Source organism: Deinococcus aquaedulcis, from assembly GCF_019693445.1.
GTDB lineage: Bacteria > Deinococcota > Deinococci > Deinococcales > Deinococcaceae > Deinococcus > Deinococcus aquaedulcis.
This window is the reverse complement of the sequence record NZ_JAHRBL010000003.1, coordinates 201,337-213,986: the sequence shown is the minus strand read 5'-3', so window position 1 is coordinate 213,986 and position 12,650 is coordinate 201,337. Positions and strand designations below refer to the sequence as shown.

15 protein-coding genes are annotated in these 12,650 nt (G+C 68.8%); 12 read left to right on the top strand and 3 right to left on the bottom strand.

All coding sequences use genetic code 11. The annotated features are described in order from the left end of the window. Positions 1-41 precede the first annotated feature (41 nt). The 6 genes from KMW22_RS05930 to KMW22_RS05905 all read left to right on the top strand — a co-directional run bounded on the left by KMW22_RS05930 (position 42) and on the right by KMW22_RS05905 (position 3,642). A complete protein-coding gene (locus KMW22_RS05930; RefSeq protein WP_221089107.1) occupies positions 42-581 on the top strand; it encodes a nucleoside deaminase in 540 nt (179 codons plus the stop codon). A gap of 2 nt (positions 582-583) precedes the next feature. Then, on the top strand, positions 584-1,498 hold the full coding sequence (locus tag KMW22_RS05925; RefSeq protein WP_328774611.1) for a ribokinase: 915 nt from the start codon (positions 584-586) through the stop codon (positions 1,496-1,498). A 9-nt stretch (positions 1,499-1,507) separates the two neighbouring features. Next, positions 1,508-1,996 (top strand): DUF1999 domain-containing protein, encoded by a 489-nt coding sequence (locus KMW22_RS05920; protein WP_221089106.1) that lies wholly within the window; start codon positions 1,508-1,510, stop codon positions 1,994-1,996. A 181-nt stretch (positions 1,997-2,177) separates the two neighbouring features. Beyond that, a complete protein-coding gene (locus KMW22_RS05915; RefSeq protein WP_199188377.1) occupies positions 2,178-2,393 on the top strand; it encodes a heavy-metal-associated domain-containing protein in 216 nt (71 codons plus the stop codon). Positions 2,394-2,399: 6 nt separating this feature from the next. Further along, positions 2,400-2,738 carry a DUF503 domain-containing protein gene (locus KMW22_RS05910; protein ID WP_221089105.1) on the top strand — a complete coding sequence of 113 codons (339 nt, stop codon included), beginning with the start codon at positions 2,400-2,402 and terminating at the stop codon, positions 2,736-2,738. Positions 2,739-3,069: 331 nt separating this feature from the next. Further along, complete coding sequence (locus KMW22_RS05905; protein ID WP_221089104.1) at positions 3,070-3,642, top strand: RBBP9/YdeN family alpha/beta hydrolase; 573 nt, start codon at positions 3,070-3,072, stop codon at positions 3,640-3,642. Positions 3,643-3,705: 63 nt separating this feature from the next. On the opposite strand, the gene trxA is transcribed toward KMW22_RS05905, so the two are convergent. Then, positions 3,706-4,068: a thioredoxin gene (gene trxA / locus KMW22_RS05900; protein ID WP_224606227.1), complete on the bottom strand. Its 363-nt coding sequence runs from the start codon at positions 4,066-4,068 to the stop codon at positions 3,706-3,708. A gap of 101 nt (positions 4,069-4,169) precedes the next feature. Here trxA and KMW22_RS05895 point away from each other — a divergent pair, with 101 nt between their 5' ends. The 5 genes from KMW22_RS05895 (at position 4,170) to KMW22_RS05875 (ending at position 9,084) form a co-directional block, all read left to right on the top strand. Continuing rightward, a complete protein-coding gene (locus KMW22_RS05895; protein WP_221089103.1) occupies positions 4,170-4,523 on the top strand; it encodes a DUF309 domain-containing protein in 354 nt (117 codons plus the stop codon). 136 nt (positions 4,524-4,659) lie between these two features. After that, on the top strand, positions 4,660-5,238 hold the full coding sequence (locus KMW22_RS05890) for a LabA-like NYN domain-containing protein (protein ID WP_221089102.1): 579 nt from the start codon (positions 4,660-4,662) through the stop codon (positions 5,236-5,238). Then, positions 5,228-6,256: a phosphate acyltransferase PlsX gene (gene plsX, locus KMW22_RS05885; RefSeq protein ID WP_221089101.1), complete on the top strand. Its 1,029-nt coding sequence runs from the start codon at positions 5,228-5,230 to the stop codon at positions 6,254-6,256. Before KMW22_RS05890 ends, plsX begins: the two co-directional genes overlap by 11 nt. Before the next feature lie 243 nt (positions 6,257-6,499). Then, on the top strand, positions 6,500-7,684 hold the full coding sequence (locus KMW22_RS05880) for a mechanosensitive ion channel family protein (protein ID WP_221089100.1): 1,185 nt from the start codon (positions 6,500-6,502) through the stop codon (positions 7,682-7,684). A 380-nt stretch (positions 7,685-8,064) separates the two neighbouring features. Next, positions 8,065-9,084, top strand: a complete 1,020-nt coding sequence (locus tag KMW22_RS05875; RefSeq protein WP_221089099.1) for a phospholipase A2 — start codon at positions 8,065-8,067, stop codon at positions 9,082-9,084. Between the two features lie 24 nt (positions 9,085-9,108). On the opposite strand, the gene ftsH is transcribed toward KMW22_RS05875, so the two are convergent. Continuing rightward, a complete protein-coding gene (gene ftsH, locus KMW22_RS05870) occupies positions 9,109-10,935 on the bottom strand; it encodes an ATP-dependent zinc metalloprotease FtsH (protein WP_221089098.1) in 1,827 nt (608 codons plus the stop codon). 152 nt (positions 10,936-11,087) lie between these two features. Between ftsH and KMW22_RS05865 the strand changes: the two genes are divergently transcribed. Continuing rightward, positions 11,088-11,579, top strand: coding sequence for a DUF4384 domain-containing protein (locus KMW22_RS05865; protein ID WP_221089097.1), 492 nt, complete (start codon positions 11,088-11,090; stop codon positions 11,577-11,579). Positions 11,580-11,631: 52 nt separating this feature from the next. On the opposite strand, the gene KMW22_RS05860 is transcribed toward KMW22_RS05865, so the two are convergent. After that, positions 11,632-12,528, bottom strand: coding sequence for a hypothetical protein (locus KMW22_RS05860; protein ID WP_221089096.1), 897 nt, complete (start codon positions 12,526-12,528; stop codon positions 11,632-11,634). Between the last annotated feature and the right edge of the window lie 122 nt (positions 12,529-12,650).

Genomic DNA, 12,650 nt, shown 5'->3' with positions numbered 1-12,650 from the left:
CCCCACCCGGGGCACAGGGCCTGGGCTGGCACACTGGGACCATGCCTGAATTGCCACAGCTGGATCATGTTGCGTACCTGAAAGAAGCGCTGGCGCTGGCCCGCCAGGGGCAGGCGGCGGGCAGCGCGCCCGTGGGGGCCCTGCTGGTGGATGCCCAGGGCGAGGTGCTGGCACGCGGCCACAACCGCGTGGGGCAGGCGCAGACTGCCGAGCATGTGGGCGGCGCCAGCGTGGCCCACGCCGAGATGGACGTCTTTTTTCAGATGGGCAAGCTGGAAGACCCCGAAACCCTGACCCTGTACAGCAGCCTGGAACCCTGCCTGATGTGCGGCGGCGCCAGCGCGCTGCTGGGCGTGGGGCGCGTGGTGTGGGCCACCGCTGATCCGTGGGGCGGCTCTGGGCGCCTGCTGCGCTGGGAAGACCACCCCGCCATGCAGCAGACCCAGGTGGTGCCCACCCCCGACCCCGCCCTGGAACGCGAGGGCGCCCGGCTGTTCGCCCCCGAAGCCAGACGCGCCTTTCCAGAAGAAGGCTGGGCGCTGTGGCAGGCGCGCTACCCCGAAGAAACCCGGGGGCTCTGAGCGTGCCGGGCGTGCTGGTGGTGGGCAGCCTGAACGTGGACCTGACGGTGCCGGCCCCGCGCATTCCCGCCCCCGGCGAAACAGTGCTGGGCGGCGAGTTGCAGGTGTCCCCTGGCGGCAAGGGGGCCAATCAGGCGCTGGCAGCGGCGCGGGCTGGGGCCGCTGCAGCGCTGGTGGGCGCGGTGGGACAGGACGCCTTTGCCCCAGAAGCCTTGCGCTTGCTGCAGGCGGCGGGCGTGAATCTGAGTGGCGTGCGCGCGGTCCCTGGCGCCACTGGGGTGGCCCTCATCACGGTAGCCTCGGGCGGTGAAAATGCCATCACAGTGGCCAGCGGCGCCAATGCGGGGCTGGAAGCGGCCCACCTGCCCAGCGACCTGGGGCCTTACAGCCACCTGCTGCTGCAACAGGAATTGCCCCCGGCTGTGACGCTGGCGGCGGCCCAGCGCGCCCGGGCCGCCGGGCTGCGTGTGCTGCTGAATGCGGCCCCCAGCCGGGACACGGCGCCCGAACTGCTGGCGGCCACCCACCACCTGATCGTCAACGAGCACGAACTGTCGGCCCTGGCGGGCGGTGAAGGCGAGGTCAGAGTACAGACCCGCGCCCTGCTGGCCCGGGGCCCGGAAGCCGTGACGGTGACCCTGGGCGCCCGGGGCAGCGTGACGGTGACTGCCGAAGCGACCCACGTCCTGCCCGCGCATCCGGTGTCGGTCACCGACACCACCGGGGCGGGCGACACCTTCTGCGGGGTGCTGGCTGCCCGCCTGCAGACGGGTGACCCCTTGCCCCACGCCCTGCACTGGGCGGGTGTGGCGGCGGCCCTGGCCTGCACCCGGCGCGGCGCGCAGGCCGCCATGCCCCTGTGGCCCGAGATTGAAGCGGCCGGGGCCGCCACGCGCCCCACCGCCCCCATGCCCTAGCCTGGGCCCATGCGTTACCGCACCTTCACCGAGCACGATTACGAGGCCCTGCAGGCCCTGGACCTGAGCGCGCAGCGCGGCGCTGACCCCGCCTTCGACACCCTGCCCGAGCGCGAACGCGACGGCCGGACGCACAGCAGCCTCGCCGCCCTGAAGTTCTACGAGCGCAGCGAACACTCTTTCGTGGCCGAACTGGGGGGCGACCTGCACGGCTTTGTCTTTGCGCAGTCGGTGTGGCAAGGAGACCGTCCCATTGTGCTGGTGCGCACCCTCACCCTGCGCCCCGGGGCGGCCCCCGAGGTGGCCGGGGGGCTGCTGCACGCCGTGGTCAAGAGCGCCTACGACACCGCCGTCTACGAGGTGCATTTTCCCTTGACCCCTGCACTGGCCGGGGCGGCGGCGCAGGAGGAAGCGGTGGTGACCGGGCAGTACGCCGTCTGCCACCTGGGCACCCGCGCCAAGACCGCCCCAGGCGAGCGGTTGGCGCCGCAAGACTGAACTGGAGGTGGCGGGCAGGGTCGGCGGCCCCTCTCCGGGCGTGAGGGATGGACACTACCCGGCGCCCCGTTACCGCAGTGCGGCTCCGGCTTGAGTGGACGTGTGGTCAACCGACCCCCTGGTCCACTGCCCCCCCATTCGGGCATCTGGGGCTGGACCTTACGCCGGTATACTGGGCGGCATGACGAACAAAGCCACCCGCGTACTGCTGGGCGTGCGCGGCATGAGCCGCGAAGCCGGCACCACCGTTTCCGAAGCCCTGGCCGCCCTGCCTGGGGTGGTCAAGGCCACGCCGGACGAAGGCCAGATTGAAGTGCACTACGACCCCTCGCAGCTGACCGTCATGGACCTTGTGCGCGCCGTGCGCCGTCAGGGGTTCCTGGCCGGCATGCTCTAAGGCCCCGTGGCCCTGGGCTACGTGGGGGTGCTCACCATCCGGGTGGAGATGCCCTGGGTGGGCAACCTGAAAGAAAAACGCGCCCTGGTGCGCCCGGTGGTGGAACGCCTGAAGGTCCGTTTTCCTCTCACCGTCGCGCGCCTGGACGGCCTGAACGCCCACGACTGGGAAGTGATCGGCGTGGCGACCATCAGCAACGATTACGGCTGGGTGGAAGAAACCCTGCGCATGGCCGCCGATTACATTGCCAAGGAAGGGCCATACCGCGTGACCCATGAAGAGGTAACCATCACCCCTCTGGGCGACAGCGAGGACCCCGACGAGGACGATCCGGCGCTGGACTAGGGCGCAGGAACAGCAGGCAGAGTCTTGACGGGCTCTGTCTCTTTCCTTGCCTGAAGGGGCGGCCCGTTCTGGCCTAAGGGCAGAGACCGAACGCCACCCCCGCCGCTGGGCTTGCCGCCGGTTCGCCCCCTTGGCCTCAGCGCGCTCAAACGCTTCTGAGCCCAACGAAAGAGGGGCTTGAAAAAGGCAAGGGCGCCCAGAGAGATAGGGGGCCACCTTGTGGGCCCAGGATGGAACGGGCCGCCGCGGTCAGGCGCCGCGCACGCGGACGGGCAGGGTCCGGTCTGCACCTCCCGCTTCCTGCCGCACCCGCAGGCCGTACCTTGACAGTATGACCCCCACCCTCGTGATTGTGCCCGGCCTGGGCGACAGCGGCCCCGACCACTGGCAGACCCGCTGGCAGCACAAGTTCGGCGCCGCCCGCGTGCGCCAGGACGACCCGGACCAGCCCACCCCCGGGGCCTGGGCCGCGCGACTGCAGGAGACCATCGAGGCCACGCCCGGCGAGCTGATTCTGGTGGGTCACTCCTGCGGGGTGCTGACCATCGTGCACTGGGCCGCGCAAACCGGCGGGCACGCGCGGGTGCGCGGCGCCCTGCTGGTGGGCCCCACCGATGCCGAGGCGCCCCAGACAGCGGCCCTGTACCCGGCGGTGCGCGCCCTGACCCCACTGCCCCTGGCCGAATTGCCCTTCCCGGCGCTGGTGGTCGCCAGCGAGAACGATCCCTACACCACCTTTGCGCGCGCCGAGGAGCTGGCAACGGCCTGGGGCGCCGAACTGGTCTCGGCGGGCGAGGCGGGGCACATCAACGTGGCCAGCGGTCACGGCGACTGGCCCGAGGGCGAGGTGCTGCTGTCCGAGGCCCTGCACGCCTGGACCCCCCCTGAGGTCGTGCGCTTCTGAACCAACCGTCGGCAACAGAAAGCCGCCCCCGCACCGTACGGCGGGGGCGGCCACTTTTGGGGCTTAAGCGCTGGCGATCTCGGCGCTGTGCTTGTCCAGCAGGGCTTCAAACGCGCGCTTGGGCTGGGCACCCACCACGCCTTCGACCGGCTGGCCGTCTTTGAACAGGATCAGGGTGGGAATGCTCATCACGCGGTACTGGCCCTGGGTGACGGGGTTTTCGTCCACGTTCAGTTTGGCGATCTTCACGCGGCCCTCGTACTGGCTGGCCAGTTCCTCGATCACCGGCGCAATGATGCGGCAGGGACCGCACCAGGGTGCCCAGAAGTCCACCAGGGTCAGGCCCTGACCGATTTCGTCCTTAAAGGTGCTGTCCGTGAGTTCCACAGGCTTCATGCTCCGACTATACGCCTGCCTTCTGGGCACCGGATATGCCGCGCATGGACAGACCGCTCACCTGTCGTTTAACCGCTGTGACCTGGCGCCCAATTGCCCGCCCAGCCTAGGGCCGGGGTAGGCTACCGGCCATGTCGGACCTCCCCTTTCGCGCGGCCCTGGAGCGGGGCGCGGCCCTCTTTGCGGCTGGGCACTGGTGGGAGGCCCATGAAGCCTGGGAAGCGCCGTGGCTGCTGGCCCGGGGCCCAGACCGCGCTTTCCTGCAGGCCCTGATCCTGCTGGCCGCTGCCCTGCACAAGCGCTGGCACCACGGCAGCACGGCGCACCGCAACTTTTACAAGGCCGAGCGGTATCTGGACACCTTACCCGCCGAGTACGCCGGGGTGGACCTGCAGCGGCTGCGGGCCGAGGTCTGGGCCGCCCTGCATGACCCAGAGCTGCGCCCGGCCCTGCAGCCTCAGCCTGGGCAGGCGGACCTGGGCTGACCTGTCCCCTGGCCCACTGCCTACGGGCGAGGTCCAGCTCGTAAGGGGCGATCAAGTATCCTGGGGCCCGCGAGCCTCCGGGTTCGCTGCAGGGGCCCGGACAGCCGCGCCCTGGCTGCACAGGAGAACAGAATAAATGGAACGCATTGCACTTTTTATTGATGGCGCCAACGTGTATGCCGCCGCCAAGCGCCTGGGCTGGAACTTCGACCACCGCAAGATTCTGGACTACTTTGCGGCCCAGGGCACGCTGCACAACGCCTTTTATTACACCGCCGTGCCGGTGCCCATGGACGACAAGCAAAAGCGCTTCACCGACGCCCTGACCTACATGGGCTACACCGTGCGCACCCGTCCTCTGCGTGAAGTGTCTGATGAAAGCGGCGAGGTGTCGCGCCGCGCCAGCCTGGACATTGAGATCGTGACGGACCTGCTGCTGACCAGTGACCGCTATGACACGGCCGTGCTGCTGACCGGCGACGGCGATTTCGAGCGCCCCGTGGAGGCCCTGCGCGCCCGGGGCAAGCGCGTGGTGGTGGCCTGCATTGCCGAGATGACCAGCTACGAGCTGCGCAACGCCGCCGACCAGTACGTGGATTTCAAGGACATCCGCGAGCAGGTGGAGCGCCCCGGCTATCGTCTGCCCAGCACCCAGCGCAGCGAGCCCCGGCCCTTCTATGCCTCGGCGGCGCTGAGTGACCCCGATGACCGCTAAAGTTCCGGCCCGCCTGCCCGTCGCGCTGGACGCCATGGGGGGGGACCACGGTCCCGTGCCCCTGGTGGACGGCGCGGTGCAGGCAGCGCGCGCCGGGGTGAGCGTGCTGCTGGTGGGTGACCGCGTAAAACTGCACGCCGAACTGGGCAAGCACCCCGGCAGCGCCAACCTGCCGCTGGACATTGTGGAGGCCAGCGACGTGATCGGCATGGACGAGCACGCCAGCGATGTGCGGCGCCGCACCGGGGCCAGCATCAACGTGGCCACCCGGCTGGTCAAGGAAGGCCGGGCCTGCGCGGCGGTCAGCATGGGGCACAGCGGTGCCACGATGGCCTCGGCGCTGCTGACACTGGGACGCGTGCGCGGCGTGGAGCGCCCCGCCATCCTCACCCACCTGCCGGCCAGGGGCGGCTTTACCACCCTGCTGGACGTGGGCGCCAACGCCGACGTGAAGGCCAGCTACTACGCCCAGTGGGCGCAGCTGGCCACCGTGTACCTGCGCGTGGTGGAAGGCCGCGAGGCGCCCACGGTGGGCCTGCTGTCCATTGGCGAGGAAGACCACAAGGGCAGCGCGCTGGTTCTGGAAGCGCACGCGCTTCTGAAGGCCCTGCACGGCCAGGGCCTTCACTTTCACGGCAACGTGGAGGGCCGCGACATCTTCCTGAACACCACCGACATCGTGGTGACCGACGGTTTTACCGGCAACGTGGTGCTGAAACTGGCCGAGGGCGAAGCCAAGGTGCTGTTCGGCTGGGTGCGCGAGGCCCTGACGAGCACCCTAAAGGCCAAGCTGGGCGCCCTGCTGGTGCGCGGGGCCCTGCGCGGTCTGGCCGAGCGCATGGACCCCAGCACCTACGGCGCCAGCCTGCTGATCGGCGTGCGGGGCCTGGCCTTTATCGGCCACGGCAGCGCCGATGCCCGCGCCGTGAAAAACGCCCTGCTGCGGGCCGAACGCGCCCACGAGGCCGACCTGATTGCCCGCCTGGACGCGGCCATGGCGCAGGTGACCCCCGCCTGAGCTGAGCGGCCCAGGCCGGAGGGGTCAGCGGCGCCAGGAGGTTATCCCCTTGGCGCCGCCTTTCGTTTCCGTTCATGAAACCAAGGGGCCACGCCCCAACGGATTCCGTCTGTTTCGTCTGCCACTCGGGAGAGAACCGAGTGGCAAACTCCACGCCCGGAACCCGTTTTTTCCTGCTCGCTTCGCTCGAATTGAGTCGTTTCAGCAAACGACTCAATCGGAATCCGTATTAAGGTGATCGTCATGCTGGCTGAACTGAGCATTCAATTCACGAAACCCCAGGTCTGGCTGGGCCTCGCGCTAACGGCCCTGGCTGCCTACGCCATCTACCGTTTTGGCCGCACGCTGATCCGCGCTCTGGAGCCGCATGTGCCGACCTCGCTGCGCCCGGTGCTGCGGGTTGCGTGGGGGCTGGGGGTCGCCGTGGGGTGGCTGGCGGTGGCCACCTTTGTGGCGTACCTGCCCAGTGTGCCGGTGCTGTTCGAGCTGGGCCGCGAGATCACCAGCGGGTTTCGCCACACCGCTGGGCAGCTGCTCGTGGTGCTGGCCCTGGCCCTGATTGCCTGGAACCTGATCGGGGCGCTGACCGGCCGCATCGTGCCCGACGAGGAATTCAACCGCCGGACCGTGCGCGTGCAGACCCTCAAAGGCGTGGTGGAAAGCACGCTGCGGGTGGTGGTGGTCGTCATCGGCCTGATTGCCGCCCTGCAAGCGCTGGGCGTGAACGCCACCAGCTTGCTGGCCGGGGTCTCGGTGCTGGGGCTGGCGGTAGGCTTTGGGGCCCAGAGCCTGATCAAGGACGTGTTCAACGGCTTTTTTATCCTGCTGGAAGACCAGTACGGCGTGGGTGATGTGATCACGGTCAACACCGGGCTGATTACCGGCACGGTGGAGCGTCTGAACCTGCGCGTGACTGCCCTGCGCGCCTTGGACGGCACCGTGCACATCGTGCCCAACGGCCAGATTCAGACTGTCAGCGTGAGCAGCAAGGACTGGTCGCGGGTGGTGGCCACCGTGGACGTGACCTACAACGCCAATATTGACGACGCCCTGCGCGTGCTGGAAGCGGTCAGCACCGAGCTGTACGAGTCCGAGGAATGGAAGGGCTTCTTTCTGGAGGCCCCGGAGGTGCAGGGCGTCACGCAACTGGCGCCCGACGGCGTGACCCTGCGCGCGCTGTTCAAGGTGCAGCCCAAGAGCCAGTACGCCATTGGCCGCGAGTTCAACCGCCGGATCAAGATCGCCATGGACGAGGCGGGCATTGAGATTCCCTTCCCGCAGCGCAGCCTGAATTTTGGCGGCGCCCCCATTGAAATCAAATTGACCCGTGAGGACCTGCGCGGCGACACCCGCGCCGGCCAGGACCGCACCCACGCCCCCGTCAAGCCCGCCGAAACCCGCGACCCGGAAGACAACGAACTTCAGTAGACCCGCCGCCGCTAGAACAGTGGTCCACGGCGGCAGGGGAAATGCTGGCCGATGCCACGGCATAAAGCCTGCGGTGAAGTGGTTGGTGCGCGCTTGTTCCAGCGATTCAGGTGCGAGCAGGAGAAGCAGGGCCCTCCGGGCGTGGAGCCGGCACATCGGCTCTTGACCCATATGTCGGCGAAACAGAGGAAACCCGTATAACGCCTCAGGAAGCGGCCTTCACGCGGCGCTCTGTCCCGGGGCGTGCTCCAGTACTGGAACCCAGCGCACCAGCTTTGTTCCTGCCTTGTCCGGCGCCTGTTCCCGGACTGTCCCAGCCGGGCTCCTAGTCTCCTTCCCGAAGCCGCAGACGGCGGATTCGCCTTCGAAGTGAGGTTGCTATGAAGACCCGTTCTCCCTTGCCCATTCTCCCGCTCACCCTGCTGCTGACCCTGGCGGCCTGCGGCACGGCCACCCCCCCCTCGGGTCTTCAGCCGCTTGAAACTCAGGCGGCGCCGCCGGCCCCTTATCCACAGAACACCTACAACACCATCGTGGTTTCCAACACCTTTACGGCCGATCTTCCGGCCCTCAAGGCGGCCTTTCCGCTGTTCGACTGGACCGCAGACGGGTGCAGCTCGCCCCTGCCGACGGTATGGAGCCTCGTCTTCCATCCGGCCTGCGTACAGCATGATTTCGGGTACCGCAACGTGAAGTTCTATCCAGGGCTGCACAACGAAAACTACCGCAAGATCATTGACGATCAGATGCTGGAACACATGCGCGTGATCTGCAATGCCTTTAATCCGATTGACAAGGCGAAGTGCCTGCTGGCCGCCGAAGTGTTTTACGGTGCTGTGCGGCTGGGCGGCGAGCGGTACTTCCAGGTGGCCCAGAACCCGCTGCTGGAGATCACCCTGGAGCAGCTGCCCCAACCGCCGGAAGAGGGCCCGGCTGAACCCAGCCCGCCCCCGCCCATCCGCTACCTGCTGACGCGCAACGAACCCACCGGCAAGTGCATTGACAGCACGGTCCCTGGGCAGCCCCCGGTGATGGCCACCTGCAACGTGGCCAACCGCCTGCAGCAGTGGGAGCGCCTGTTCCTGCCAGGAACAGACCAGTACAAGGAAGTCTTCATGCTGCGCAACCGCGAGAATCTCCAGTGCCTGAGCTGGTCGCTGTTCGCGTCGCAGGGTCCGGGTGCGCGCGTGATCCTGGCCCCCTGCGACGCAAATAACCCGCAGGTGCGCTGGAAAGCCAGCCGGGCGCAGAGCGGCCCACGCAATTTCGACACCTTCACCGGGGGCGGCAGCCTGACGGGTTCGGTCAGCGCCCTGACGGTCACCCCCAGCAACCGGGCCAATGGTTACCAGCACTGGTCATTCCGCCTCGCAGACAGCGCTCCAGCTCCCACCCCTTAAGGGCCAGGCCCTGCCCCTGCGACCTCACCCCGGCAGGCTGGCGGGAGCGGGCGCTGCAGGGGGCAGGTGCTCCAGCGCATGGCCCTGGAGCAGCGCAGTAAATTCCTCGCCGCTCAGGGTTTCACGGGCCAGCAGCACCGTCACGATCTCGTGCACGCGGGGCAGGTGCTCGCGCACCAGGGCCACGGCGCGGGCGTAGGCGGCGTCCAGCAGGGCGCGCACCTCCTCGTCCACGGCAAAGGCGGTGGCCTCACTCATGGGCAGGGGCTGGGGACCCCCGCCCAGGTAATCACCCTGGTCGCTGGCGAGCGCCACCTTGCCAATGCGCGCACTCATGCCCCACTCGGTGACCATGCGGCGTGCTAAGCCGGTGGCCTGCTGAAAGTCGTTCTGCGCGCCCGTGGTCACGTCCCCGAACACCACGTCCTCGGCCGCGCGGCCTGCCAGGGCCACGGCCAGCATGTCCTCCAGGGCAGGGCGGGTGACGTGCAGGCGGTCGTCGGCGTCCGGCATCATGTAGCCCGCCGCGCGGCCCCGGGGCACCACGGTCAGCTTGGCTACCCGGTTGGCATGGGGCAGCAGTTGAGCGGCCAAGGCATGACCGACCTCATGGTAGGCGGTGACCTTGCGGTCGGCTTCGCGCACCACCAGCGAGCGCCGCTCCGGGCCCATCAGCACCCGGTCACGCGCCTCGTCCACATCCCGCATCGTGATCCGCCCCCGCCCCGACCGCGCCGCCAGCAGCGCCGCCTCATTGAGCAGGTTCTCCAGATCCGCCCCCACCATCCCCGCCGTGCGCCGGGCGATCACCCCCAGGTCCACCCCGGCATCCAATGGTTTCTTGCGGGCATGAATGCGCAGGATCATCTCCCGGCCCCGCACATCCGGCGCGTCCACCACCACCTGTCGGTCAAAGCGTCCTGGACGCAGCAGGGCGGCGTCCAGCACATCGGGGCGGTTGGTGGCGGCCAGGATGATCACCTCCTGTCCACTGCCAAAGCCGTCCATTTCGACCAGCAATTGATTGAGGGTCTGTTCGCGTTCGTCGTTGCCGCCCTGGAAGCCCAGACCGCGCTTGCGGCCCACGGCGTCGATCTCGTCAATGAAGACGATGCAGGGGGCCGACTTGCGGGCCTGCTCAAACAGATCGCGGACGCGGGCGGCACCGACACCGACGAACATCTCGACGAAGTCGGAGCCGGAGATCGAGAAGTACGGCACCCGAGCTTCGCCAGCGACGGCTTTGGCGAGCAGGGTTTTGCCGGAGCCGGGGGGGCCGACGAGGAGGACGCCGTGGGGGATGCGGGCGCCGAGCTGGTGGTAGCGCTCGGGCTGGCGTAGGAAGTCCACCACTTCCTGCAGGTCGGTTTTGGCCTCGTCGCAGCCGGCGACGTCGGCGAAGGTCAGCTTGATCTGCCCCTCCCCAATTACCGACGCCTTTGACCGCCCAAAACTGGCCGCGCTGTTGCCGCTGCTTCCTGCACGCATGGAGCGCCACAGCACCACCAGAATCAGGGCCGTGAGGACCAGCGGCAGCACCTGCGCCACCCAGGCCAGCCCACTGCCCGCCGGAGTCACCTGCAGCGGCACCCCGGCGCGCCGGATGCGGTTCAGGGTCGCGCCGTCTGGGGGCACCAGCAGGGATTTGACCTGTGGGCCGCTGGGGCCGCTCAGCGTGACGGTGGCCTGCCCCGCGCTGCTGAGCACCACGCGCGAGACCTGCCCGGCCTGCAGGTCGGCAAAAAAGCGGTTGGTGGTGTAGGGCTCGCTGCCCGGGGCCGGACTGGCAGGCCCCTGGGCCAGGGCCGGGCTCAGCAGAAGCAGGGTCAGCAGGCAGGCGGCGCGGCGCATGGTTCATGCTACGCCGCGTAGCCCAGCACGGTCTTTTCCTGTCCCACATTGTGGCGGCGGGGGCGCCTGGGTGCTTGGCCGACTGGCAAGCCGCAGGCGGCCCTGAGCCGGGCCTCAGCTTTCCGTCAGGTCCGCTCCCTATGCTGTTTGTTATGCGCACTGCATTTCTGCTCGGCTCGCTGGCCCTTGGCCTCAGCGCCTGTACCGTCACCGTTCGCCCCAACGTGGGCCTGCAAGGCTCGGGCAGCAACCTGATCACCAGCCTGCGCCCGGACCGGGGCGAGGGCAGCACCTACGCGGTGGGCGAGGCCGTGCGTGTGAGCATTTCCACCCGCGCCCCCGGGTACGTGACCCTGCTGGCCCTGCAGAGCAACGGCAATGCCAGCGTGCTGGTGCGCAACGCCTATGTGCAGGCGGGCACCACCACCTTCCCCCGGGCCAGCGACGGCGTGACCTTCAACGTGGCCGAGCCCCGTGGTCTGCAGCGCATCCGCGCCATCTTTACCCGCGTGCGCCCCACCACCGACCTTGTGCTGCGCGGCACCTACGACAATGGCCGCTGGAACGCCGAGAGCGACGCCTACCTGCAGCCCTACAACGCCGCTGACCGCGACGTGCAGGAAACCTACCTGTACATTCGCTAACCAAGTCCCAGGGGCGGCCCTCCAAGTTGGGGCCGCCCCTTCTGCTGGCGCTCTAACGGGGCGAGGGCAGGCGTCCATGGCGGCGCCGTACCGGTCGCTGGCGGGTGCTGCGCCACACCTGCACCAGGGCACGAATGGCCTGGACGTGTTGCCCCCCGGCGCGGTTCAGGGCCGCCACCATGGCCTCGCGTTCGGTGTGTTGTGTGCCCAGCACATAAAGTGCGCGGGCCTGTGCCAGGGCCTGAAGGCGCTCTGCAGTGCGTTCGGGCAGGTAGTCAGGCGCGGTGCTCCAGGCGTCTGGGGGCCAGCGCGGGGCCACCTTGACCGATTCGTACCACGCCAGCCACCGCCACAGCGCTGGATCGGTCAGGATGCTGCGGGTCTGTAATCCACGCAGGCCCGACTGATTCGACCAGTGTGCGGCGCCCGGGCGGGCCGGCCCAGAGCATTCCAACCCCAGCAGCCGGACACGCCGCACCACGCTCTGCGTGGGCAGCCCCTGTGCCGTGCCCCAGACCCGTAGCGCGCCATGCAGTTCAGCAAAGGTGCCCCCCGAGGCCACCACATCCACCAGGGCCACGCGGCGATCCTGCTGTGCCAGGACCCATGGATTCAGGCCGGCCGCCCCCAGCAGAGGCCGCAGGGCGACCTGCTGGGCGGCGTCCAGTTCGGTATGCAGCAGCGAGACATTCAGGCCCCGTGTGTCCCAGGGCACCGCCACCCCGGCCAGTAGCCCGCCCAGATAGGCCCGCAGCGGTTCGGGCGAGCGGCCCACAAAGACCAGATCGTGCCCGCTCGCTGCTGTCAGGACTCCGGCCAAGGCGCCGCGCAGGGCGGCAAGGTTGCCCTGTACATCGGGTGGTGCGGGGTCCAGCGGTCCCAGTTCGGCTGGACGCGCCACATTCCACACAGGCGGGCCCGCGCTGAACAGGGGAGAGAAGGCCGACATGCGCCCATGCTGCGGGGTGGACACCTCAAGATACGTCGGTCTTCTGGCGGAGCGGCGGCTGAGCCGGATGGCCGGGCCACTGAAGAAGGAGAGCTTGCCCAGCATGAATGGCGCTGGTAGAA

Excerpts from the sequence above, each read along its gene's own strand:
- KMW22_RS05915 (WP_199188377.1), top strand. The coding sequence starts at position 2,178 with ATGACGAACAAAGCCACCCGCGTACTGCTGGGCGTGCGCGGCATGAGC.
- KMW22_RS05930 (WP_221089107.1), top strand. The coding sequence starts at position 42 with ATGCCTGAATTGCCACAGCTGGATCATGTTGCGTACCTGAAAGAAGCG.
- plsX (WP_221089101.1), top strand. The coding sequence starts at position 5,228 with ATGACCGCTAAAGTTCCGGCCCGCCTGCCCGTCGCGCTGGACGCCATG.
- KMW22_RS05865 (WP_221089097.1), top strand. The coding sequence starts at position 11,088 with ATGCGCACTGCATTTCTGCTCGGCTCGCTGGCCCTTGGCCTCAGCGCC.
- KMW22_RS05895 (WP_221089103.1), top strand. The coding sequence starts at position 4,170 with ATGTCGGACCTCCCCTTTCGCGCGGCCCTGGAGCGGGGCGCGGCCCTC.
- KMW22_RS05890 (WP_221089102.1), top strand. The coding sequence starts at position 4,660 with ATGGAACGCATTGCACTTTTTATTGATGGCGCCAACGTGTATGCCGCC.
- KMW22_RS05880 (WP_221089100.1), top strand. The coding sequence starts at position 6,500 with ATGCTGGCTGAACTGAGCATTCAATTCACGAAACCCCAGGTCTGGCTG.
- KMW22_RS05860 (WP_221089096.1), bottom strand. The coding sequence starts at position 12,528 with ATGTCGGCCTTCTCTCCCCTGTTCAGCGCGGGCCCGCCTGTGTGGAAT.
- KMW22_RS05875 (WP_221089099.1), top strand. The coding sequence starts at position 8,065 with ATGAAGACCCGTTCTCCCTTGCCCATTCTCCCGCTCACCCTGCTGCTG.
- KMW22_RS05905 (WP_221089104.1), top strand. The coding sequence starts at position 3,070 with ATGACCCCCACCCTCGTGATTGTGCCCGGCCTGGGCGACAGCGGCCCC.
- ftsH (WP_221089098.1), bottom strand. The coding sequence starts at position 10,935 with ATGCGCCGCGCCGCCTGCCTGCTGACCCTGCTTCTGCTGAGCCCGGCC.
- KMW22_RS05920 (WP_221089106.1), top strand. The coding sequence starts at position 1,508 with ATGCGTTACCGCACCTTCACCGAGCACGATTACGAGGCCCTGCAGGCC.